The sequence below is a fragment of the Vibrio sp. B1FIG11 genome (genome assembly GCF_905175335.1).
Classification (GTDB): domain Bacteria; phylum Pseudomonadota; class Gammaproteobacteria; order Enterobacterales; family Vibrionaceae; genus Vibrio; species Vibrio campbellii.
Map to the genome: position 1 here is coordinate 1,905,404 of NZ_HG992751.1, position 24,100 is coordinate 1,929,503.

Here is a 24,100-nt window from a genome sequence, read left to right on the forward strand (position 1 = left end):
GTTAGGCATATACATCTACGAAGAAGTAAATGGTAATCGCGATAGAAGAGAGGGCGACAAAGCCTTTTACATGACTGGGATTCAACTGGCGAGATACACGTGCGGCCAAGTAGCCGCCCACTAATGTACCAACCATAACAACGCTGCCTTTGGTCCAATCGATTGAACCGTTAGCAACAAAAATTACGATGGCAATCAGGGAAACACAGGTCGAAACCAGCAGCTTAAGCCCATTCATTAGGTTGATGTCTTGGTGTCCTGCAACCACTAAATAACTCAACACGATCACGCCTAGCCCCGCGTTAAAGAAACCACCGTAAGCAGAAACTGCCACTAAAAGCAGGCTCAAAGCTATTACACCTAAAATGCCAGCGTGTTTGTTCTCCTTGGTCAGAGATTTAATCAACGCAGTCATGCGTGAGCCAGTTAAAAAGAGTACGGTTGCGAATAACAATAGCCATGGAATCGCTTCAAGAAAAACAGATTCTGGCGTATTCAGCAGAAGGTAAGCACCGACAGCACCACCAATCAAACTGAAAGAGATAGTGAAAGCCAGTTCTTGCTTGTTCTTCATGATTTCTTCGCGAAAACCGATTGCACCACTGATGTAACCTGCGCAAGAAGCATAAGTATTCGTCGCGTTCGCCATGATGGGAGGCACGCCAACTGCCATCAATGCAGGGAAGGTAATGAAGCTACCACCACCGGCGACGGAGTTCATGATCCCACCAACGACGCCCGCAGCAAACAAGAGAGTAAATTCCAGCAGCATAAAAAGTCCTTTTTTGTTCTTATAGTTTTTGTTTCTGAACGATTAACACTACGCAACTCACCCAAAGAAATAAAGTAGCGATTAGTCCAAGAAAAAAGCCACCGCAGAGGGTGGCTTGGTTTCAAAGGTCTATCTTGAGGGAGAGATAGAATGCTTATTGCTCAACTTTCACTGGTTGTGCTTTAAGCTTTTGAAAGAGTTTTACAAACAGTGGGCTGCCAAGTACCAATACTGCAAGCACTGTGAATGTCAGTGTGATTGGGCGTTCCCATAAGAAGCTCAGTTCACCGTCGGAAATCATCAATGCACGGCGGAGGTTCTCTTCCATTAATCCACCAAGGATAAAGCCAAGCAACAGTGGTGCGAGAGGGAAATTTGCCAACCTCAGCGCGATGGCTGCCATTGCCACAAGTAACATTACAAACACGTCCATGGTGTTGAAAGAAACCAGATACACACCCGTGATAGAGAAGAATAGAATCATTGGTAGCAATACGGTTCTTGGTACGGCCAATAGCTTTGAGATGTATGGGATCAACGGTAGATTAAGAATCACCAACACAATGTTGCCGAAGTACATGGAGATAATCACCGACCAGAACACGTCTGGGTGCTCAACAAACAAACGAGGACCCGGTTGAATACCGTATGCGATTAGCGCTCCTAGCATGATTGCGGTTGTACCAGAGCCCGGAATACCAAGGGTTAAAAGAGGAACGAAAGAACCACTTGATGCTGCGTTGTTCGCAGACTCTGGAGCCACCAAACCTCGGATGCTGCCTTTACCAAACTGTTCTTTTTTATCCTTTGGAGCAAGATTACGTTCCATGCCGTAGCTTAAGAAGGCGGCGATGGTTGCACCTGCGCCCGGAAGCACACCAGTAAAGAAGCCAAGGATTGAAGAGCGAATAGAAACTGGTGCTACTTCTTTGATTTCTTCCTTGGTGACTTTCATCGAACCAATGTTGCTCAGCTTATCTTGTTCCTCATCACGAGTGTCCTCGGAAGGCTTCAAAATACCCATCAAAGTTTCACCAAGCGCAAAGGTCGCCATCGCCAGCAATAGGAAGCTAAAGCCATCCATCAAATCTGTCAGACCAAAGGTGAAGCGTTCAACACCGACGCCTTTATCAATACCGACGGTAGATAGCATCAAACCCAGAATTGTCATCATCCATGCTTTGATCACTTGTCCTTTGCCAGCGAACGCCGCCACTGCGGATAGGCCAAGAAGCATTAGCGCAAAGTAGTCAGAAGATTGAAAGGTTAGCGAGACGTTAGCCAATGCTGGTGCCGCCACAAGCAGCATGATTGCTGAAAGCGTACCGCCAGTGAAAGAAGAGTAAGCCGCCAGTGCAAGTGCTTTACCTGCTTGGCCTTTCTGTGCCATTGGGTAGCCATCAAACGCGGTGACTACGGTTGAAGAACAACCCGGTGCGTTGATAAGAATAGAGGAAGTTGAACCACCAAATACCGCACCATAGTAAACACCTGCCATCAGAATCAGACCCGAAGATGGATCCAAACCATAGGTGATAGGGATCATCAGAGCGATGGCAGAAATAGGACCAAGCCCCGGTAGCATGCCGATAAACGTACCGACAAAACAGCCAACAATCACCATCATGATGTTCATTGGCATCACGGCGGTGGATAAACCTTGTAGAATTCCATCTAACATAATTCAGTCCTTTCTTTTGACTACCAGATGGTGAAAATCAGACCAGGCTCAAGGTAGATATCCAGACCTTGAGTGAGCAACAAGTAAAACGCGATAACGAACGGGAATGAGGCTCCAAACAACACCGATTTACGTCGTTCGCCAAGAAGGTAAAAGCCCGCAAGTAGGAAGAATCCTGTCGCTAATACAAAGCCGATATAAGTCAAACCCAGACCATAAAGCGCCATCAAAACTAAAAAGGCGATGAGCAATTTCCAGTTGAATGACATCACAGCGCCGCTTTGTTTATCGGGCTGACCAGTGACCAATAGCATTAGCGCTAAACCAATCCCGACGTAGGTCAGAATGGTCGGTAAGGTGCGAGCCGTGAAGGGTTCGTATTCATCCCCCGGAAAGAGAGGGATTTGCGTAGTTTGGTAGCCATAGCATAGGCAAAACAACAAAAAGATCATCGCGCCGACACAATCGCGGCACAGTAAATTCTCTTTGGTAAAAATATTGGTTGAATGAGACATATCCAACTCCTAGAGCAACAGGAAAAGACCGTATATGGGCGTTAATGAGGAAGGGTCAAGTCATTAACAATTAAGCGTCTCGCTGCTAGTCGAAGTGCTTAGAACCAATAAACAAAGGAGTTTTTACTTGTCGAATTTCGACAGTGCCCATATACGGTGAAATTAGAGTGCAAATACAACTGGGGCCAGAGATAGCCAACCCCATAAACTCGGATGGGAGTTATTGCTTCTTCAGGAAACCTAATTCGCGCATTAGATCGCCCATTTGCTGCTCTTGCTCTTCTAGGAACGCGAAGAACTCTTTATCCGCTTTGTAGTTGTCAATCCAACCATTGCGGTCACGAACAACTTGCCATTCGTCCGTTTTGTACATTTTGGTCAGAGCTGCGTTCCATTCATCGAGCTTGGCTTGGCTCGTGCCAGGAGCGGCAAAGAAACCGCGCCAGTTCGCGAACACAGTCTCGTTGCCATATTCTTTTAGGGTAGGGATGTTTGGCGCTGCGTCCAAACGTTTCGGTGCCGTAATCGCCAGTACTTTTACCTGACCAGATTTCGACATCTCTAATACTTCGCCAAGACCGGTTGAAAGCAATTGTGTTTCGCCAGACAGAAGTGCTGCTATTGCTTTGCCGCCAGCATCGTACGCGATGTAGCGAACTTTACGCGCGTCAAAACCTTCGCCTTTAAATGCAGCTGCGACAACTAGGTGATCCATCGAACCGCGAGCAGAACCGCCAGCGATTTTTACTTTACGTGGGTTAGATTCGAAATCTTTGACCACATCTTCCCATGTGTTGTACTTCGAATCCGCGGAGGTCACGATAGCGCCGTAATCAGCAATCGTTGCGGCTACTGGTGTGAGATCTCGGAAAGATTGCGGGAAGATACCCGTCAGTGAACGAACAACGATTGGGGTTGAGTTCACCATCAACGTATCAGGTTGGCGTTCAGCGGTTTCAATAAGGTGTGCAATCGCTTTACCACCACCGCCACCAGAGAGGTTTTGGAAAGAGACACTTTCAACGATGTCGGATTTAACTAGCACATCACCTGTGCCACGAGCCGTCATATCCCAACCGCCACCAGCACCACCTGGGATTAGGAAGTGGAGTTTTTCAACATCAGCAGCAAAAGCGTGGAAAGAAAATGAAGCTGCAATGATGGATGCGGCGAGCGTTGGTTTGAGTACCTTTAACATGTTTCACGTTCCTTATGTTGGTGACTCTCTTGTTTTGAAGAGTCTTATAATTTGTTCTCCTAGCGAGTTAGGGCGACTCGCAAGTGATGAGCTAAAGGTTAATAAGGTGTTAACGTGATGTCTCTAATGCGTAGATAAAGAGAATATTGAGCATAAACGACGTTTTGTTCATAAAGTTCATGAAAAAGGGATCCAGGCTGGATTTAATAAAAGACTAGATTGGTCACATCAATTGGGCGCCTTAAAACGCCATAATAATGGAGGTTTAATAGGGAGTGACAGCGATGAAAGGAACCTGTTTATGTGGCGCTATTGAAGTGACCGCACCTCAACACAATGAAGTGAGCTTTTGTCATTGCGATATGTGTCGAAAGTGGTCAAGCGGCCCTTTGCATGCGGTGCATTGCGGACCAGGAGTAAGATTTAATGGCGCCGAACCGAAGCGTTATCAGTCTTCGGAGTGGGCCGTACGAGGTTTTTGTGGGGAATGCGGTACGAATATCTATTACCACTTATTGGCAACGGATGAATACATTCTTTCTGCGGGATTATTTAATGAGCCAGATTTCAAATTAAGCTTAGAAATATTCACCGATGAGAAGCCCGCTTACTATGACCTGCAACCACATAGCAAGAAAATGACAGCTCAGGAAGTTTTTGCGCAGTACGCACCAGAAGAGTAGATAATAATGAAGTTTCTTTGGTTAAAGGTTTTGCTGACCGTAGCGGTATTTGCCGGTTTATTTTTGATTGTCTATCAGCAAGTACAAAGTGGCGTAAGTTGCTCATAAAAAGCCGAGTACAGCTCGGCTTTTTCATTCTAATTTCTCTAAAGTCACTTCTTAGAAGCCAGAAGCTAGCAATTGTCATAGAATTTGTTCACCTTCAGCTCATCCATTGAAACAATCCCTTCTTCATCGTAAGCCGTGAAAGGGCGACTAATACTGATGAAGCACTCAGAATCCCTTATCTGTAGAAGAGACTTTTCCTTACCTAGATAAACGATGAGCGAAGGTGTCTGAGTTGAACCAGTATTGGCAAGATTAAACCCGTCGATCTCCATCGCATTAGCGACATTGAAGTCATCTAAAGCTAATGATCCCATTCGAACGTAAATATCGTGATCTGACAATTTAGCCAAAGGCGCATTAGCAACTCCCTGAATCTTAGCCTTGGTCATCACGACCTCATTGGTGGCATGAAATGCACCCACGAAAGCCTCCAATGTATTGATACGAGCCTCACGTTGCATGTGCATGATTTTAGGTGCAGCAAATAATCCAATGATTGCCAACACAACAATAGCGACGACTAACTCTGTCAGGGAGAATCCTTTTTGTTTCATAGAGATTTCTTAAAAATGGGGAGGTAAACAAAAGAAACGTCATGTTAATGGCTGAAGGAGGAAGGATAAATTTGAGATGGCCGATTCTATTAACAGGTAAAACCTATGAATGGCAGCTTTAGAGGCGTTAATTAACTTTTTTCGTTCGGAGTTACCGAGATATTACACTCATTATTTAGCCTATCTCATGTAAGTCTGAGCTTCAAAATAAACAGCCGTAACAATGTGGTTTGACTTGCATGGTGAATGTGTTTTTGTTGTTAGTTTTGTTTTTATATGCATCAGAAAATAAATGGTTTTTTGATATTAATCCTAAAGGTTTGACAAGCAACTAGTGCTATTTTGTGAATGAAAGTCTTATTTATTTGATCGTTTTAAACGTAAATTTTACAAAACTGATAGCAAACATTACGTTTGATAAGTCTAAGCTTATATACGAGGTTGTTTGGTATTTTGATAGTTAATCGTTATGTAAAAGCAGAAGTTTTAGTACTTTGTAATTATATTGGGGCGACGAATGAGTAAAAGTACTGAGCTAAATAGTAAATACTCAATCAAGTTTATCGTCAGTAGTATGTTTATGCTGGTTGCGGTGCTAACAGCAGTATTTGCGATGGGCATGCAGTATTACTTTGCTCAAAAAATGTCCCAAGAAGCGGTGCTGTCGCGTCTTAGTGCAGCTGCTGCGGATGTGAGTGAGTATATTTACCAGGTCGATAGTAATGCCATCAGCAGTACGAAAATGCTGAAAAGTGTTCTATCTATGTCAGATCATGACTTTTCTGAAAAAGAGATTTTGGCATTATTTGCTCAGGTGTTAGAGGACAACCCTTTTATTCAAAGTCTGTACGTAGGTAATGATAACGAAGACTTCTTTCAAATCATAAACTTAAGAAATTCTGAAGTAATTCGCACCATGATGGGTGCCCAAGTTACCGAGCGTTGGGCTATTGCAAAAGGTTTCGGTCTTGGGCAAGAGCGTCAAATGGTGGTGTCTTATGTAACTGAGAACTTTGATGTCAATCGAACCGTGGCGAGCAAAAGTGACTTCTATCCATCACGACGTCCATGGTTTGTCGGTGCAACAGAGAGTGAGGTGTATAAGACCGAACCCTACTTATTCAAAAATATGAAGGTGACTGGTCAAAGCTATTCCATTCGAAATGGTCATGATGTTATCGGTATCGACATCGATCTCTCAACGCTAAAGAAGAAGATCGGTGCAATGTCGATGGGAATTCCTGTCGAAAGTGGTAGCGAATCATTTATTTTTAATCATCGAGGGGAGGTCATCGCGTCTAATGTTTCCCTGCACGAAAGCGTTGTCATACCCGATTCTTTGCCAGTACTTTGGAACGAACAGCAAAAGGCAGTCTTGTCTGCCGAGAAAACTTTGCTCGTGTCTAACCAAAATGACTGGGGGCCTTATGATTATTCACAGGCTGGGATTCCTCAAGGTTATGCGATTGACGTATTACGTCTTGTGGCACAGCAGACAGGGTTAGACTTTGACTACATCAATGGTTTTGAATCGTCTTCTTTAGCAAGAAAGTTCTCACGTGGCACTATCGACATATTGCACTCAGTATTTGGACAAGTTCCTAGGTACGGAGAAAAAGGCGTGCCAATGTTTAACGCTGAGCTTGCGATAGCGGGTTGGGAGGACCTATCAGCTTTTACTACTTTGGAGGATTTATCTTCTAAAAAAGTTGGTGTTGTTGCAGGCTTTGGAATGAAAGACTGGCTAATAACGCAATACCCGTCATTAGATGTCATCGAGTTTGATAGCTTGGGAGAAGCCAAGGAAGCGTTAAATAGTAAACAAGTGCCTTACCTCATTGATACTTATTTAACGTTAGATGAATTGGATAGCTTAGATCAGGTCACCACTATAAACGTGCAGAAGTTGAAAGGGGATCTCAAGCCGTTTTACCTTTATTTAAATCAAGAGCATGCACATTTGTATGATGTTATTGATACGGCGATTAAAGCGATTACGCCAGAGCAGCGAGCTGCATTAAGTCAAAAATGGTTAGAGTCCAAGCATTGGCGTGGCACATTTATCCCATACTCCGCCGTTTACAAGCTTGCAAAGGATAACCCCAATCATAAAGTGATGGTACAGCGTGAAGTCGAAGGCAGAGACAGTTTTGTCTACGTAACACCAATTTCAAGCTCACATGGTAGTGATGACTATTTCGCTGTGGTTATTCCGAAAAAAGTGGTTACTGATCGAGTCGTTGAGCGCTTGTTTCACTCGCTCGCGATAACGGCCTTGGTTTTGATTGGCTTGTTTCCACTGGTGTGGCGACTTGGTACGCCTCTGACAAGTTCAATTTATGCATTAAAAGCGAAGACAAAGAAAATTCAGGCGCGAGAGTTCGACAAGCTGAAACCCATCAATACAAGAATTAAAGAGGTCAGTGATTTATCGGATTCCATTTCCGATATGGTGAGAGAAATTCAGCGCCATGAGAAACAACAGGAAGATTTTGTTGAAGCCTTCATTCGCTTGATAGCACAAGCGATCGATGACAAATCACCTTATACGGCTGGCCATTGTAATCGTGTGCCAGAAATCGGCATGATGCTAGCGGAGGCGGCTGAGCAATCTCAAAAAGGCAAATTTAAAGACTTCAAATTTAAAGACGACGCAGAAAGAAGGGAGTTTCGTATTGCGGCTTGGTTGCATGATTGCGGCAAGATCACCACGCCTGAACACATTGTTGACAAAGGTACCAAGCTAGAGGCGAACTACAACCGAATCAATGAAATTCGAACTCGCTTTGAAGTGCTACGCAGAGATCTAGAAATCGAATACCTCAATACCTTATTGCGTGGCGATGTGAGCAATGACGAAGCAAAAGCCAAGTTTGAAGATAAAGTACGTGACTTAAATGATGATTTTGAATTCATTGCCAATGCTAACATCGGTGGTGAGTTCATGAGTGAAGACAAGATCGCACGCGTTAAGCGAATCGCAGAGCAAACGTGGTTGCGTAACTTTGATGACCGCTTGGGCTTATCACCGATGGAAGAGGGAAATAAACCTGTTCAAAATGTGCCTCTACCAGTGCTAGAGAAGTTATTGGATGACAAACCAGAACACATTATCGAGCGTGTTCGACCTGTAGAATTTACCCCCGAACATGGTATTCAGATGCAGGTTCCTGAGCACCAGTACAACATGGGGGAAGTGTATAACCTAACCATTTCTCGTGGCACGCTAACGCCTGAAGATCGATTCAAAATTAATGAGCATATGATCAGTGGGATTAAGATGCTTGAGGCACTGCCGTTCCCACCAGAGCTAAGTAATGTACCGCGCTATGCGTCTACTCACCACGAGACGCTGAAAGGGACGGGGTATCCTCGTAAACTGAGTGCGGATGATTTGTCGGTTCCAGAGCGTATTTTGGTGATCGCAGATATTTTCGAAGCCTTAACCGCTGGTGATCGTCCTTATAAGAAAGCGAAGCCCGTTAGCGTGGCAATCGACATCATGCACAAAATGGCGTTGGATGAGCATTTGGATATGGATTTGTTTTTGCTGTTCTTAGAGAGTGGGGTTTATCTTGAGTACGCCAAGAAATTCATACCTGAAGAACAAATTGATCAGGTTGATATAGGAAAATACCTGACTTAGCACGCGATACCTCAAACACAGTATGACTAAAAGCGGTACTTCGGTATCGCTTTTTTATATTCGCGAAAACGTGATTTAAGCCGAAGAATTATGCAAGTCTATGAAAAACATGTACTAGACTTGAAATACGTATGCTTACGCTACCCTTGTTTCGGTGGTGGCAGAGTTGATTTTAATCTGTTGGAGGGCTTTCGAGCGTGAAAACGAAATCCAGAACTCCCCGTAAACTGTCCATTAAATTCGTCGTTGGTAGCTTATTCATCTTCGCTACGGCGGTGACAGCCCTGCTTGGTATCAGCTTGCAATATTATTTCGGTAAACAGATGTCAGAGGAGCATATCTTGACTCGCTTAACCATGACGGCGACTGACATTGGTAACCATATTCAACAAATTGATGCGAGTGCGACGAGTAGTGCAGGAATATTAAGAAGTGTTGCGGATTACACTGATACTCGGTTCAGTGTTGATGAGATTCAAGGCGTATTTGTTCAAACGTTGATTGATAATTCAGAGTTCTACAGTATCTATTTCGCGTCACCGAATGAGTTCTTTTTTCAAGTTATCAATTTGGAATCCTCTCCTGTTGTGAGAGAGCAAATCGGCGCAACTCCTGAGGAGCGTTGGGTCATCATTAAAGTATCGGGAGACGAAAAAGCGCGTCTCAAGAATACACTCTATTACTCTGAAGAAATGGTTCTTCTTCGCCAAACAGTACAAAAGAGCAACTTTTATCCGTCTCGTCGCCCTTGGTATGAGAGTGCATCAAGGGATAGCGTTTATAAGACGGAACCGTACCTTTTCCAGCATTTAAAAATTACGGGGCAATCATACTCTGTTCGCAGTAAAGGAGCGGTGATCGGCGTTGACACCGTGTTGTCCTCCATCAGTGAAAAAATCATCTCAACGGAATTAGGCTTAAAGATAGAAGACGGTGCTGAGGCGTTTATTTTTAATGACACTGGGGAAGTGATCGCTTCCAGCGTCAAATTGTTTAAAGAAATCGACATTCCAGCCTCTGAACCGCTAGTACTTAATGAGCAAGTAAAATCGTTAATCAATGGTGACCGCGTGATAGCGGTCTCCAATCAAAATGATTGGGGGCCATATGATTACACCCAAGGTGGTGAACCAGAAGGGTATGCGATAGATGTCCTTAAGATCATTGAGCAAAGTACGGGGATAAAATTTGAGTTCATTAATGGATTTAATTCTAGACAACTACAAGATAAATACTTGAAAGGGGACATCGACCTGTTGCAACCCGTTGCTGGGGTTAAAACAAATTTAGGAGTAAAAAGCGTTCCTATTTTTACCACCCAATTGGCTATTGCCGCTAAAGATGATGTGTTCATGCCGAACTCATTAACAGAGTTAAAACAGGAAACGGTCGGAGTGGTTTCTGGCTTTGGTATGAAACAATGGCTATTCGAGCGCTACCCCGATCTTAACGTCGTTGAACAACCAAATCTTGATGCAGCGAAACGGGCACTCTACTTGGGGGAGATAACATACCTCGTCGATAGTTATCTCACACTTGCAGAAATGGAGCGCTTGGTGAGGTTGACCAATGTACATGTTGGAGTATTGGATGCTGAATTGCTCGAATTCTCGATGTACATGAAAGTAGAGGACAGTGAGATTATCACTGTTATTGATAGGGCGATAGAATCCATTACGCCAGCACAAAAACAAGTATTGAGAGAAAAATGGATCACGTCTCGTCAGTGGCGTGGCAGTTTTGTGCCTTATCCTGAAGTCTATGAATTAGCGATGCAAGAAGACAAGCATCAAAGCATGAATAAGGTGATGATTAAAGGAGAAGAGAAATTTCTTTATATGACGAAGTTTGAGTCAACGAGAGGAGCCAGTGATTATTTTGCAGTAGTAGTGCCAGGTAAAGTAGTAACTGATGCGGTCACTACTTGGTTATTTAAGGCTATAGGAATTACCACGTTAGTGATGTTGGTATTACTTCCGTTAGCGTGGAAGGTTGGCACGCCAATTGTTAACTCAATTTTGGCACTGAGAAAAGAAACCATCAAAATAAAAAATCGCGAATTTGACCAGTTAGCACCAGTAGAAACGCGTATCAAAGAAGTTTCTGATTTGTCAGATTCGGTCACTGAAATGACGCAGGAGATTCAGCATCACGAGCAACAGCAAGAAGAGTTTGTTGAAGCCTTTATTCGCCTTATCGCGCAAGCAATCGATGACAAGTCTCCTTACACTGCGGGGCACTGTAATCGTGTCCCAGAAATTGGCTTGATGTTGGCAGAGGCGGTAGAGAAGTGCGACACCGGTAAGTTCAAAGATTTTAAATTCAACAATGACGATGAACGACGTGAATTCCGTATCGCGGCTTGGTTACATGACTGTGGCAAGATCACCACGCCAGAACACATCGTTGATAAAGGCACTAAGTTAGAAGCCAACTATAACCGCATCAATGAAATTCGCACTCGTTTCGAAGTACTAAGGCGAGATGCTGAAGTGGAAATGTGGAAGTCGATATCTACTGGTGAACTGTCAAAAGAAGAGGCGCAAGCCAAGTTCGATCAACGAGTTGTGCAGTTGGACGAAGACTTCCGGTTTGTTGCCAACGCCAACGTGGGTGGCGAGTTCATGAGCGACGATAAGATTGAGCGAATTAAACAAATCGCCCAACAAACTTGGTTGCGTCACTACGATGATCATCTTGGTCTTTCTCCATTTGAAGAAATGATTAAGCCAAAATCTGACGTGACGCTACCCGTGGTTGAAAACCTTTTAGCGGATAAGCCTGACCATATTATGGAGCGCGTTCGCCCAATGGAATTTGCACCCGAGCATGGCATTAAGGTACAAGTACCAGAACATCAATATAACTTGGGTGAAGTGTACAACCTGACCATTTCCCGTGGGACGTTAACACCAGAAGACCGCTTCAAAATTAACGAGCACATGATCAGTGGGATCAAAATGCTCGGGGCACTGCCATTTCCTCCGGAGTTAAGTAACGTGCCGCGATATGCTTCGACCCACCATGAGACGTTGAAAGGCACAGGTTATCCGCGTCGGTTGAGTGCAGAAGATTTATCCACCCCAGAGCGCATCTTGGTGATTGCGGATATTTTTGAAGCGTTAACCGCAGGGGATCGACCGTACAAGAAAGCCAAGCCAGTGAGCGTTGCGGTCGACATTATGTACAAAATGGCACTGGACGAGCATTTGGATATGGATTTGTTCTTGTTGTTCTTAGAAAGCGGGGTTTACCGTGACTATGCCAACAAGTTTATGCCAGCCGAACAGGTTGATGAGGTGGATATTGAGAAGTATCTGAAGTCCAAATCATCAGATGCGTAAGCCAGAGAGCTTAGGGCGTTGAATCCCTACAGCTTCAAAGAGTGGCGCATTCGTTGCCACTCTTTTTGTATCAGAACTCGGTAGCGCGTTGGTAAATCAATGTTGCTTGGGGTAGGTAGCAATTCTGCCGCTTCTTGTAACGAGAGACCGGCAAAGGGATGTTGATCGCGACAGCTGAGTATGGTCATTGCCAAAGCGTAGAAATCATCGTTCTTACTTGCCTGACCGATACGCAGACAAGGGCGTGTCGCACTATAGGCTCGGCTAACGGTTGTATGTGAATGCTCTCGGTATTTAGCATCAACTCGAATCACACTGCCAAAGTCGATAAGCCGAACTTGGTTATTCGACGTCAGACTATGTTGTGTGGTTTGATATCGCCATGCAGATAACCGGTTTTATGCAGGTTTAGCAAAGCGAATTCAAGCTTGGTTATTAAATCTTGAGGTAATAAATCGGGCTCTATCGCGTTAAGTGTTTTGCCTTCAAGATACTGGCTCATTAACCAGTCGGCGTGGTTTTGCGAGCCATAACCGTGAAAGTTTGCCCAGTAATCCGATGCGTATCTGGATAGAAAATCCGCTTCCGCCATCAAGGCCCGTTTCTCAGCCAAGCTGCGCGCTACCTTGATGACCACAGTGCCATAGAGCTTGTGCTCGCACTGAAACACATTGTTGCTCAAAGGCGCTACATAAGTAACGCCACAGGCTCTAAATAGGGTTTGATTGGCGAACGTGTTCATCACTAAATGCTCGCCGGTAACACAAAGCCCGCAAAGAAATTCGGCACGAACGGATTGTTCTGACCTTGCGTTTTAATCGTTAAGCGAACCTTGTCGCCATTGTAATCAAACTCAAGTTGGGTACTTTGCGAAGAGGTTGAAGTGACGCGCGGCTCAATCAAGCGGAACCATGCCCAGCTGCCTTTAAACTGCTCATTGGCAATCGGCGTTGCTTGTTTTTGTAGACGCACCGTTAGTGCATCTTGCGCGACAGAATCGCCTTTCCAGCTTTGTTGTGTCCACAGCATCGGACCGTGTTGATAAGTGAAAATCGGTTTTTCAGCACGAATGGAAAACTCAGTCAGCGCCGAACTCATCTCCGTCGGTTTCATCTGGAATTGAATCGCAACGTTTTTCGGGTCAGCTAAAAACAGGGCAGAGCGAATGTCTTTGGCTTTATCAAACATCAGCCAAATCGAAGGATCTAACGCAAAGCCAGTATTTGGCAGTAAGCCGGACATAAACGGCGCACGTTGCTCTGTTGAGAAGCCTTTCAACATGGTTTGATAGAAGGTGTCCAATGTGCCATCGGTTTTAAAGAAGGCAGCAACATCCGCTGTGCTTGCGTCGCTGTTGGCACTTTTCTTAAATGGGTAGAAAGCTGCGATGGTGTTTTCATAAGGCTGGTAGACTTCGCTGTTCCACATACTATTAAGGTATTGGTGAGCTAAGTTCATTACCAACTCATTGGTTTGTACTGTCACATAGTCAATCACTTCACCGGATAACGGTGGCAGGGAATCGGTTAATGACGCCAACTGCGCAACCGGATTTTGCGCTTTTAAACCTGCAGATAACGTTTCGTAAGCCACTTTGTCTGGCGTGTTGGATTTGTAGAACTGATCGAGCCATTTTGCCGTGTTAGCGAAACCTTCCAGAACGGTATCTATTGGCTTCTTACCTTGATCGTCTGGCGTCACTTGTTTATGGAAATCATTAAACGTCAGTGTGATTTGGCGAGCGGATTCCTTCTTCTCGTTGTCTTGCGCAGCATCGGCAATCTCTTCATCGGTCTTCTTCTTCGCATCTTTTGGCTCTGGTAGAAGAACCGAAGTGTAGTTGCTGATGGTAGTAAACAGCTTAGACATTGGGTTGTTTGAGGCATTGTTGAGTACGTTCAAGCTGGCATTCAACTGTTCAGAGCCAGAAATGGCTTTCACCTCGATGCTGTTAATAAAATCGCGCCAGTAATTGATGTAATCGTTCTGGTACATGCGTTTTAAATCGTGGCTGATTCGGTGCATCTCTAGCGCACTTGGGGCTTGTCCTGCAATGCCTTCATAAGCGGATAACGCTTCGATAAGAAGAGGGGATTCCACCGAAAGATCCAGCTCGTTAAAGCCAGTCGGTGTGTACAAGTAAGGAACGAAATAGCCAACGTAGCCAGGTTTGAATTGGTATATCTGATTGAAGTTGGAACCAAGTTCTTTACGCACATCAATGCGCTTCTCGTACGCATGATCGTTCAAAATGTGTTGGTAGAGTAACGTCTCTATATTGGACTGATTGATGACTTGCTTCGCCAACCCTTCAAGCTCTTGATTGGCAGTTGTCGCCACCAAGTGCTGGTTAAACACGTCGTCGAGCAGCACTTTAAGCTGAGCAACGTTGGTTTTGTCCGCTTCGCCTTGATGCTCTAAGTTCGCCAAGAAGTAGCTCTTCAACTCTTCAATGTTGGTGCGATTTTTATCAAACAACAGCCGATAGTCGTTCAACAGTTCGAGCGTTCTGGCTTGGTCTTCCAAGTTCACATAAACATAAAGGTCATTCTCAATGGTGTGCGCCATAGAAGGGAGCAAAACTTGTTGTAGCTCTTTGGTGTAAGCCGCTTCAACTTCTGGTTTGATGGTCGCATTCGGTAGGAATGGCAATGTATACCAAGGTTCGGGCTCCTGATATAGCGCGTAAATGCGATGCATGGTGTACAGGTTTGGAATGTTGCCCACCAAATCTTCTTTGCTGTATGGCTGTGCTGCGATCGCTTCTTTGTAACGCTCTAACATGCCATCGGCTCTGGCTTCACGATTGGTTTGATAATCGAAGTCGAACTTGAGAATCGTCAATGTTCCAGCCAATAGACCCAGCCAAATTAGGGTGTAAGCGGTTTGGCTGAACCACAACCAATTCTCTTTATGGCGGTTAACACCGACTAAAGTGTTTTCATTTAACACGACATGAGACATCAAATGCTGAGCAAACAAGGTTTGTTGAACGGGCATTTGTTGGTGTTGCTGATATTGCTCATTGCCGAGGGACTGGTTGACCACGTTCGCCAGTAAATCATGCTGTGCGAAATCACTGCCACTGTGGGTAAAGTAGAAGCCACGGAAGTTGAGTCCATCTGTGTATTGGTCGCCTCGGTGCAAGCGTTGTAAGAAGTGCCACAAATTCTGTTTGAGTAGACCAAATTGGTAAGGCGCACCACAAATGGCATTGCGGAAATCTTGGTTAAGTTGTGCTCCCAACGCGTTGCTCATGTTCGAGATTAACTGACCAATGAGGTGGTCGTATTCGTCATTGAACCAATCGGCGTCAATGCCACCATGTTTTTGTACTGGGCTGGTGGCGCCGAACACTTCATTGCGTCTCGCCTCATCAAACGCAGAAAAGAACTGACAGAAATCGCTCACTTGACCCATGTTGGTTAGGACATTGTAGACAGGTAGGTTCAAACCAAATGAACGATTGAATGCTTTGATTTGCGATTTCAATTGGTCGGCTTTTTGTGAAAGGGTTTCACTATTGCCAACTAACTGTTCAATTTCTGTGGTTAGCAATAAGCCGTTAATCGCTTGTCTCGGACGCCATTTATTTAGGCACTGACACAGTGTTTTTAAGTAAAGCGGTTGCTGATCTTCGCCCATGCTGACGGAAATTAGAATTGAGTGTTCACTGAGCCAAAATAGAATCGGAAACTCAATGTCGTTACCAAAGTCATCCACCTTATAAGCTTCGTAACCCATCTGCGTGATGATGCTTTTGTCTTTGCTTGGGTTATCACTGAGTAACAGATAAATCGGCTGATCGTAACGGCTGGTTAAGCGCTTTTTACGCTTTTGTACGCCGAGCATTTTCTTGAAGTGGAAAGCGAATAACTTGCAGCGTTTGATGATTAGTGCACGTTCTTGGTCTTGCTCAAGACTCTTTTTCACCTTGCGATTGATTAACCAAAAGCAAAGCCCAGCAGACAGAAGTGCCACAATGGTTGTCGTGATGACGCCTGTCCATAAGAAATCAGGATATGCGACAAACCAAGTCAGTAAGCTGCCTAAGATTGCCAGAAGCAGAAGGGTAACGAGGCTCCAAATGATTGCCTTTTTTCTTGTCGGTGTATTTGGGTTGTCTTGCGTCATCGTGACTCAACCTCGCTTTGTTTGTTTTTGTTATGCACCACTAAGCCGTTGACGTTGGCATTCTCCCGATACCAGTTATTGATGGTTTTAGCTTGTTCTGAGTTGTCACATCGAACGATGACGCGAACGTGGGAGTTGATGTTATCCGCAACAGGTTGATAGTTGGATGTCGGCAGTTGGGCAATAAATTTCTCGGCGTTTTTAAGGTTAGAGAAGGTTGCAAGTTGCACCAACCAATCAGTATCTGCTGTAGGGCTCGTCGTTGGATTGCTCTTCGCTTCTGTCGCGGGTGTTTTCGCTCGTGGCGTCACGGCTTTTGGTTGGCTCGGCGCTGTACGAGGTGGTTGAGTAGTATTTACCGCGACTTTATTGCCTTTTAAATCGTCGTCAGTGCTGACATAAACGATGTCTTCCGCACGACCAGATTCAATATAGCGCTGGCTGTACTCACCAAGTTGGACAAAATCACGAGCCCGCTGTGGTTTGGTTTTGTTGTACCAGAAATAGGTGAGGGCAACACTCAAGCCAATGATAGTTAGGAAAAATAATGTAGTGACAAGGTAACGTTTTTTGCGCGTTGGTTTACGTGTTTTAGGCACTGAAACCTTAGTATGACAATAGATTCCACCGGCTTGTCGGTACTGACTTAAAATCTGCTCTAAGCGGTAGGTAAAACTCTTTAGCTGTTCGCTGCCCGTTTCACGGTACTGACCTTTAAAGCCGATATTGAGAAACAGGTAAACCACTTCTAATAAGTCGATCAGCTTGTGCGGTTGGCGCGCTGCTTTCTCTGCCACAGTAAAGAAAAGCTCACCACCGTTGCGCATACCAAACAGTTCACTGAGTAAGGTTTTGTTCTCCCATCCGCGTTTTTCACCCCAATCGGTGTAGACAATCAACTCATCCAAAACCACGACATACAGGAAACAGAGCTTGTCGATCACGGCGACTGGGTAGGTCAGCTCTGCGCCTTTGGTTTTGATCTCATTAATAGAAGCCACCAGTTGATGTCTGAGCGTGGTGATGTCTTCGGGCTCCGGCAAGGTGTTGATCTTGAGAGTGACAGCCAATAACTCAGAACTGATGTTGATCAGCTGATTCTCGGCTTTATCGAAATGATGTAAGAACCCAATATTGGCTTGCGCAGCGTTGACCGAATGCCATTTTACGTCAGGCATGTCGGTATCTTTACTCACGAAGTCATTTTCGCTGCTGTCCCAAACTAAGGTATCTTCATCCAAATAGTTCATAACTTACTACCTCAGTGCGTACAGCATCACTTCTAGGTCGCCAACACGTGTATCGACGTGCAGCGCCAGTGCATCGCGGTTTTCAATCATTTCTAACCAATTGCGGTCTGACGTATCCACTTCAAAATACGCTGTACCTTGCATCGGTTTCAGTTCGCTTGGCGCAACAGGAAGCGGCGTTAGTTGAACGCCAGAAAGGGCATTACGCACGATCTCGACAATCTTGTTATTGCTGCTGAGTTTGGCTGCCGCAGGGAACAATTCGTTAAGCTCGGTGCTGCTGATGTTGGAACGGACACTGAGAACGAATCGGCGATCGGACAAGTTGTGACCGTCTTTTACCAACGTGCGCAGTAAGCGGCGTCGCTCAAACAATGAAGTGTCGAAGGCGAACTCAATCACAGAGTCTTGCTGAACCAGCGTGAGCATATTGCGCAGATTCGAAAAAAGCGGATTAAAGCAATCGTACAGACGATGGAAATCCAACGGTTGACATGGTTCTGGAATTGCGGGTGTGGATGCCATGACTTGCGCTTCAAACTTGCGTAGCTCCAAATAAAGCTGATGGGTTTGAAACTTTGGATTCGACAAAGACAAATCAAACCACGGAAGCCAAGTGTTGAGTGTTTGCAGCCACAGGTAATCCTGCATCATCGACTGCGGACTCTTTTGTCCTTGTCCAGCTTGAATACGTTTGAGCAAGCTGGTGGCACGGTTGGACGTGAGGGCATGAATCTCTTTCAAACGTTCAACCAATAGCTGTGATGCACCATAGTGCAAACACGCAGGAATAAAGGAACGGTCTAGCATCACTTCGCCCGTTTCGCTGCATTCCAACACCTTGGCGAAAGGTATGAGGGTAAAGCCTGAAGTGTCTTCGCCTTCTAGTTTAATCGCTATATTGAGCTGCGCGACGTCCACCTCAACGCTGGCATTCTCAGAGGTTGAAGTATCAAACACATTGATGGTGCGCGTGAGATAGCGGCTTTGTTCCGATTCATCATTGGCGTAATCATTATTGCCTTGCAGAGATACAGGCAATGCTAAGTAAGCCATTTTCTCAATCGTACCGTGCGGCACATCTCTGGCGACTTCGCGTTTCAGTTCGAAATGCGTGCCATCTGGGAATAACCCTGCGCTAGAAGAGACGGAAAGCTTGCCAATTTTAAGTAGATCGTGATTGATCACCAAGTCGGTCACGCCATAGTAAGGGGCATAACCGGCAAGCGTTTCGACGTTTTGTCTGACGTAGTTTTGTGTGTATCTGTCTTGTTGTTGAAAGTGTTGTGGGGCAATGAACATGCCTTCTTGCCAAACGACTTTTTTATATGCGTCCACGAGATTTCCCTATCTACTGAATCGAGTTAAAAGACATCCCACCAAGGCGAATCTGGTGTCACGGTTTGCAATGCTGCTTTGTTGCCGCTGATCTTTAACTGGATATATTGTTCTTCTTCCTGAGGCGTGGTTGTCACTACCGTCGCCGTGCTTGCATCATATTCGGCAAATTCCACCAATACGCCGATGTATTGAGTGGTCTTGTTGATGTCTAAGGTTTGTTTGCTATTGCTGTCTGGCATCACCACGGGCAGCACTTGTTTCGACACCAAGTTTGCGCCCAAAAGGCTTACGTCATCGTTGTACAAATCGATAAACGGCAATTGCTTAAACTGCTGGGCATCGGTTAGTTGATACAAGCGCACCACCACGGGATTGGTACTGTTGTTGACACTTGGGTTGATCGTCTTCTCGGCGCTTACCGCCAATTGATATTGCGTCACAACCGGTGTTGGGTCGGATGAACATCCCACCAAAGCGAAAGCGAGTAAACTAAGCCAAATCTTCATCAGCTTTCCTCACTTTGCTTTTGCATGTTTTCCATAAACATCGCTTTGAACTGGCGACGAAAATCACCGTTGTCTTGTCGATGTTGGAAGTGTTTGCGGTAGATTTTCCAATACTTCTTGTCTTTGCTGCTGAATAGTCCGCCAGACACAAATTCGCTAAATTGATTCTCTAGTTGGTTCGGCGCGAATTCGTTGAGGAACTGATCGAGTGTTTTGTCCAATGCATCAAACAAAGCATCATGTGCAAGCGGTGGGTTACGAAGGTATTGTTGATTCTTCTCGGTAATCGTAATCAGCTTTTCGATAGAGGCTTCCAGCTCTGATGTTGGAAGGTGGTCGCCCGGAAGATACTCAATCTCCGTAGAACGCTCCATTGCTTGCTGCTGTTTCGACACTTCATCCACTTCAAAGTGGTCCACCAGTTCGTCATCGTCGATGTCTTCAAACGGGTCGGAGGAGAAGGGGTCATCGCTCATTACATTCTGGTGGGAGTAATGAACTTCCGATTTCACGGGTTCGACGATGTCTCCCTCGTCGAGAAAATCGACATTGTCTTCCAGTTGCAGGTCGAACTTGGTTGCAAAGAGATCATCGGATTGCTCTTCGACAGGCGCTTTGCTCGACGTGAGTGTTGATACCAACATCGAATAGCTTTCGATCTTTAAAATGTCGCCATCGTTGAGTGGGTAATCTTTGTCTCTCACCATGGCTTTATCGTTGAGGCGAGCCGGGTTCTTGCCGGTACTCTTCACCAAATAACCTGTTTCAGTGAGACGAATTTGTCCGTGGATACGCGAGATGCGTTTTGATTGATCGGGCAATGCCACTTCACAAGAAGCAGAACGCCCAAACTGCCCGCCAGACTCGGGCAGATAGATGACTCTTGAAGTCACCACCTCTTCAGAGGGTACAGAAATCAAATGTATGCTGATCGCCACTTGTTATCCCTCGCATTTAGCCAACGCTGTGTTGAAAGCGGTTAAGAAACCAGAATATTTGTCCAAAAAGCGGTTAGAGAAATACACGCCCATTGGCTTGGTTTCGAATACTTGAGAATAGAAGTAATCGCTTGGAAGAGAGGCTTGGCTTATTTCAGTGTGGAACACCCGTTCATCTTCCAGTGCGACGTCAATTTCTCTTTGTTTTAAAAGCCTTAGTAAAACCTTAGCATCTCGTGGCTGCTTAACGACGTTGTATCCGTTACGTTTCAGCCAAAACCATGTGCTTGAGCCAAATTCTGCCGAGAACTTAAGGTTCAACTTTGACAAATCATCAAGCTTAGGCTCTACACCAGGACCAAAATACCAACGCAACTTTTGTTCGGTAATGGGGGCAGACAAGGTTGCGTAGCTGTCGTGTTCTCTGGTTTTCGGTGAGACGAAAAAGCCGTGTTGTTGACCACTGTGCACGTGAAGTTGTGCGTCAGACCATTCCGTCATGGTCAGTTGGTAAGGTTGTCCCATTTCGCCCAGTGCGCATTTGACGCGGTTGAGCGCAAACCCATCCATGTTTTGATTCTGGTGAGTTTGGTACGGTGCCCATTTGTGAGTCGCAAGCAGCAATCGGTCAGGACCAATCCAAACTTGCGCCCAAGCTTCAAACGAGAATAGGGCACCAAGCAAAATAAACAGCGATGAGACCAGCTTGGTTATTTTGCGGAAAAAGCTCACCCCACAGCTTACTGCCGCCTCTTGAACAAGAATCGAGGTGGTGACGAGTTGGGGTGAATGTACGCTTCTAAACACCATGATTCGTTACTACTGAATATCCAGTTCAAAGCCCTGTGGCGTCGACGCTGCGGTCACCGTCACTTGGCTAATCGGTTGTTGTGCGCTCAGACGCGCGATACATTCTTCAGCCAACTTCGGCATCAAAGAGCGGTTAATGATTTGCTCAACCGCACGACCACCTGTCGTAGGGTCGGTATTTTTGCTGACAACCAAATCCACAAAACCTGCATCCCACGTAAAGCTCGCTTGATACTGTTCTGCCAGTTTTTTGCGAATGCGGTTTAGCGCGATTTCGGTGATCTTCGCTAGTTCATCATCGTTGAGTGGGTAATAAGGCACGATGGTGGTACGTCCTAAGAATGCAGGTTTGAAGTAGCGTTGTAGATCGGGACGAATTGCTTCGAGCAGTTCATCGTTGCTGATGCGTTCGGCGTTTTCATCACACACATCGCAAATCGCTTGGTCAGCGGCGTTAGAAGTCATGATGATTAAGGTGTTTTTGAAATCGACCGTGCGACCTTCGCTGTCTTTGATATGTCCTTTATCGAAGATTTGATAGAAGAGGTCATGAACGCCCGGGTGCGCTTTTTCCATCTCATCCAAAAGCAAGACAGAGTAGGGATTGCGGCGAATCGCTTCGGTTAATACGCCACCTTCACCAAAGCCAACATAGCCAGCAGGCGAGCCAAGTAGCATTGAGATTTTGTGTTCTTCTTTAAATTCGGTCATGTTGATAACCGTGAGATCGTTGCTGCCTCCGTAAAGTTGCTCCGCGAGTGCCATGGCGGTTTCAGTTTTACCGACACCACTTGGACCACACATCAAGAACACACCGATCGGCTTACGGTTGTCGGTTAAGCCAGCACGTGAGATTCGAATCGCTTTTGCCAGTTCTTGCTTCGCCACGTTTTGACCGATAACGCGTTTATCCAGCTCTGATTCTAGTGACAATAGGCGAGCGATTTCATCACTCATCATGTTGCCGACGGGAATGCCTGTCCAACCGGAAATGACTTGAGCAATGGTCGCGTCATCCACCATCGCATTAACTAATGGCTCTTCACCTTGAAGCTCGTGCAATTGGTCGAGAAAGGCATTCAACTGGGTTTGCTGAGCTTCGCCCGGCGTTTCGCTTTCTGTGATGCTTTGTTGAAGCGCTTTAATCTCATCAACCAAAGTAATTTCTTGCTCCCAACGTGTCTGGTAGTCCGCTAATTGAGATTGATTGGTGGTGATTTCTTGCTTCAATTCGGCAATTTCTTCTGCGCCTGAGCCGAATAAATCAAACTCTTTCTCTAAAGCAGACTGCTCGTTTTGTTGATAACGAATGGTTTGCTCCAACGCTTCAATCACTTCTGGTTTTGCACCTTGGGTTAAAGCAATACGCGCACTAGCGGTATCGAGCAGGCTGATCGCTTTATCTGGCAATTGGCGAGAAGGTAAGTAGCGAATGGATAGGTTGACCGCAGCATCAATAGCGGATTCAGTGATAAACGCGCCGTGGTGCTTTTGCAATGAAGCCGCAATGCCACGCAGCATTTGTTTGGCATCTTCTGCATTTGGCTCTTCTACCGTGACGACTTGGAAACGGCGAGTCAAAGCAGGATCTTTCTCGAAGTACTTTTTGTACTCTGCCCATGTTGTTGCGGCAATGGTTTTGAACTCACCACGCGCAAGAGCCGGTTTTAATAGGTTGGCGGCATCATTTTGTCCTGCTACGCCACCAGCGCCGATCAGCGTATGTGCTTCGTCAATAAATACAATGATTGGTACATCGCTGTTTTTAACTTCGTTGATGACGTCTTTAAGGCGGTTTTCAAATTCGCCTTTGACGCTGGCACCTGCTTGTAAAAGCCCCAAATCAAGCGAATGGAGCTGAACGCCTTGCAGCGCACTTGGTACTTCATCTGCAGCGATTCTCAGCGCTAAGCCTTCAACGACAGCGGTTTTACCCACGCCCGGTTCACCAACGAAAATAGGGTTGTTTTGGCGTTTACGACAAAGAATGTCGATGGCTTTTCTTACTTCAGAATTACGCCCAGAAATCGGGTCGATATTGCCTTCAATCGCTTGTTGAGTCAGGTTGATGGTGTACTTGCTTAGTGCGTCGTTCGCGCTTGCTGTGTTTGCGGCTGAACTTGCTTCACCTGTGCTTTGTTGCGTTGCGCGCTTCACCGGCGTTTTGTGGATTAAACCTTGTAGGGACTCGGTCGACACGTTCTGTAGAGATTCGAGATTGTTGCTCGATACGCCCATGACGTTCTGCTGCAACAGCGCTTGAACGAGATGCAGGCTGATGATTTCACCATGACCATAGTTAACGGAGGCAATCATCCAAGCGTCTTTGAGTAGTTCAGTCAGTGCATGGCTGAGTGTTGGTTGGCTGTCTTGTACTTTTGGTAAGCGCTCGATGCGATTTGCTAGTTCACTGGCAAGTTGATCTTGGTTGATCTTCTGACTTTCAATCAGAGTTTTTAAGTGCGCGTCTTGTTGATTCATTAGCGTGACCAGCCAATGTTCCGGCTCAATGGCTGCAACGCCTTGGTTCATGGCTGCGCCCGCAGAGGCTTCCAATGCGCGTTTTAATTCTGGCGATAACTTGGCGACTAAATTTGTCAGCGTTACTTGTGTCATAACC

The 24,100-nt window shown here is 45.5% G+C and carries 17 protein-coding genes; 3 read left to right on the forward strand and 14 right to left on the reverse strand.

Annotated elements, in window-relative coordinates; all coding sequences use genetic code 11:
* Position 1: 1 nt before the first annotated feature.
* The 4 genes from KHO06_RS09115 to KHO06_RS09130 form a co-directional block, all read right to left on the reverse strand.
* Positions 2 to 772, reverse strand: coding sequence for a sulfite exporter TauE/SafE family protein (locus tag KHO06_RS09115; protein ID WP_212581391.1), 771 nt, complete (start codon positions 770 to 772; stop codon positions 2 to 4).
* 154 nt (positions 773 to 926) lie between these two features.
* The gene (locus tag KHO06_RS09120) at positions 927 to 2,453 is read right to left on the reverse strand and encodes a tripartite tricarboxylate transporter permease (RefSeq protein ID WP_212581392.1); all 1,527 of its coding nucleotides are present in this window, start codon (positions 2,451 to 2,453) and stop codon (positions 927 to 929) included.
* A gap of 20 nt (positions 2,454 to 2,473) precedes the next feature.
* Positions 2,474 to 2,968 carry a tripartite tricarboxylate transporter TctB family protein gene (locus KHO06_RS09125; RefSeq protein WP_212581393.1) on the reverse strand — a complete coding sequence of 165 codons (495 nt, stop codon included), beginning with the start codon at positions 2,966 to 2,968 and terminating at the stop codon, positions 2,474 to 2,476.
* Between the two features lie 220 nt (positions 2,969 to 3,188).
* Positions 3,189 to 4,166 (reverse strand): tripartite tricarboxylate transporter substrate binding protein, encoded by a 978-nt coding sequence (locus KHO06_RS09130; RefSeq protein ID WP_212581394.1) that lies wholly within the window; start codon positions 4,164 to 4,166, stop codon positions 3,189 to 3,191.
* A gap of 284 nt (positions 4,167 to 4,450) precedes the next feature.
* Here KHO06_RS09130 and KHO06_RS09135 point away from each other — a divergent pair, with 284 nt between their 5' ends.
* Positions 4,451 to 4,849 (forward strand): GFA family protein, encoded by a 399-nt coding sequence (locus KHO06_RS09135; protein WP_005426570.1) that lies wholly within the window; start codon positions 4,451 to 4,453, stop codon positions 4,847 to 4,849.
* 173 nt (positions 4,850 to 5,022) lie between these two features.
* On the opposite strand, the gene KHO06_RS09140 is transcribed toward KHO06_RS09135, so the two are convergent.
* On the reverse strand, positions 5,023 to 5,511 hold the full coding sequence (locus KHO06_RS09140) for a type II secretion system protein (protein WP_050917947.1): 489 nt from the start codon (positions 5,509 to 5,511) through the stop codon (positions 5,023 to 5,025).
* A gap of 517 nt (positions 5,512 to 6,028) precedes the next feature.
* Between KHO06_RS09140 and KHO06_RS09145 the strand changes: the two genes are divergently transcribed.
* Together KHO06_RS09145 and KHO06_RS09150 are read left to right on the forward strand one after the other, a co-directional pair.
* The gene (locus KHO06_RS09145; RefSeq protein ID WP_212581395.1) at positions 6,029 to 9,157 is read left to right on the forward strand and encodes an HD domain-containing phosphohydrolase; all 3,129 of its coding nucleotides are present in this window, start codon (positions 6,029 to 6,031) and stop codon (positions 9,155 to 9,157) included.
* A gap of 197 nt (positions 9,158 to 9,354) precedes the next feature.
* Positions 9,355 to 12,501, forward strand: a complete 3,147-nt coding sequence (locus KHO06_RS09150; RefSeq protein WP_212581396.1) for an HD domain-containing phosphohydrolase — start codon at positions 9,355 to 9,357, stop codon at positions 12,499 to 12,501.
* Positions 12,502 to 12,527: 26 nt separating this feature from the next.
* Here the strand turns inward: KHO06_RS09150 and KHO06_RS09155 are convergent, their stop codons facing one another.
* The 9 genes from KHO06_RS09155 to tssH are packed head-to-tail and all read right to left on the reverse strand — an operon-like array spanning position 12,528 to position 24,096.
* Complete coding sequence (locus KHO06_RS09155; protein WP_244858343.1) at positions 12,528 to 12,815, reverse strand: hypothetical protein; 288 nt, start codon at positions 12,813 to 12,815, stop codon at positions 12,528 to 12,530.
* A 38-nt stretch (positions 12,816 to 12,853) separates the two neighbouring features.
* On the reverse strand, positions 12,854 to 13,246 hold the full coding sequence (locus tag KHO06_RS09160) for a protein kinase family protein (RefSeq protein ID WP_212581397.1): 393 nt from the start codon (positions 13,244 to 13,246) through the stop codon (positions 12,854 to 12,856).
* Positions 13,246 to 16,635 (reverse strand): type VI secretion system membrane subunit TssM, encoded by a 3,390-nt coding sequence (gene tssM, locus KHO06_RS09165; RefSeq protein ID WP_212581398.1) that lies wholly within the window; start codon positions 16,633 to 16,635, stop codon positions 13,246 to 13,248. Before tssM ends, KHO06_RS09160 begins: the two co-directional genes overlap by 1 nt.
* Entirely contained in the window at positions 16,632 to 17,885 is a 1,254-nt protein-coding gene (icmH, locus tag KHO06_RS09170; protein WP_212581399.1) for a type IVB secretion system protein IcmH/DotU, read from the reverse strand. Before icmH ends, tssM begins: the two co-directional genes overlap by 4 nt.
* Before the next feature lie 6 nt (positions 17,886 to 17,891).
* Complete coding sequence (gene tssK / locus KHO06_RS09175; protein ID WP_009704391.1) at positions 17,892 to 19,223, reverse strand: type VI secretion system baseplate subunit TssK; 1,332 nt, start codon at positions 19,221 to 19,223, stop codon at positions 17,892 to 17,894.
* Positions 19,224 to 19,249: 26 nt separating this feature from the next.
* Positions 19,250 to 19,732 carry a type VI secretion system lipoprotein TssJ gene (gene tssJ, locus KHO06_RS09180; protein WP_005451918.1) on the reverse strand — a complete coding sequence of 161 codons (483 nt, stop codon included), beginning with the start codon at positions 19,730 to 19,732 and terminating at the stop codon, positions 19,250 to 19,252.
* Complete coding sequence (locus KHO06_RS09185) at positions 19,732 to 20,670, reverse strand: type VI secretion system-associated FHA domain protein (protein ID WP_212581400.1); 939 nt, start codon at positions 20,668 to 20,670, stop codon at positions 19,732 to 19,734. Before KHO06_RS09185 ends, tssJ begins: the two co-directional genes overlap by 1 nt.
* 3 nt (positions 20,671 to 20,673) lie before the next feature.
* Entirely contained in the window at positions 20,674 to 21,480 is an 807-nt protein-coding gene (locus KHO06_RS09190; RefSeq protein WP_244858344.1) for an ABC transporter substrate-binding protein, read from the reverse strand.
* Positions 21,481 to 21,489: 9 nt separating this feature from the next.
* The gene (gene tssH / locus KHO06_RS09195; protein WP_212581401.1) at positions 21,490 to 24,096 is read right to left on the reverse strand and encodes a type VI secretion system ATPase TssH; all 2,607 of its coding nucleotides are present in this window, start codon (positions 24,094 to 24,096) and stop codon (positions 21,490 to 21,492) included.
* Between the last annotated feature and the right edge of the window lie 4 nt (positions 24,097 to 24,100).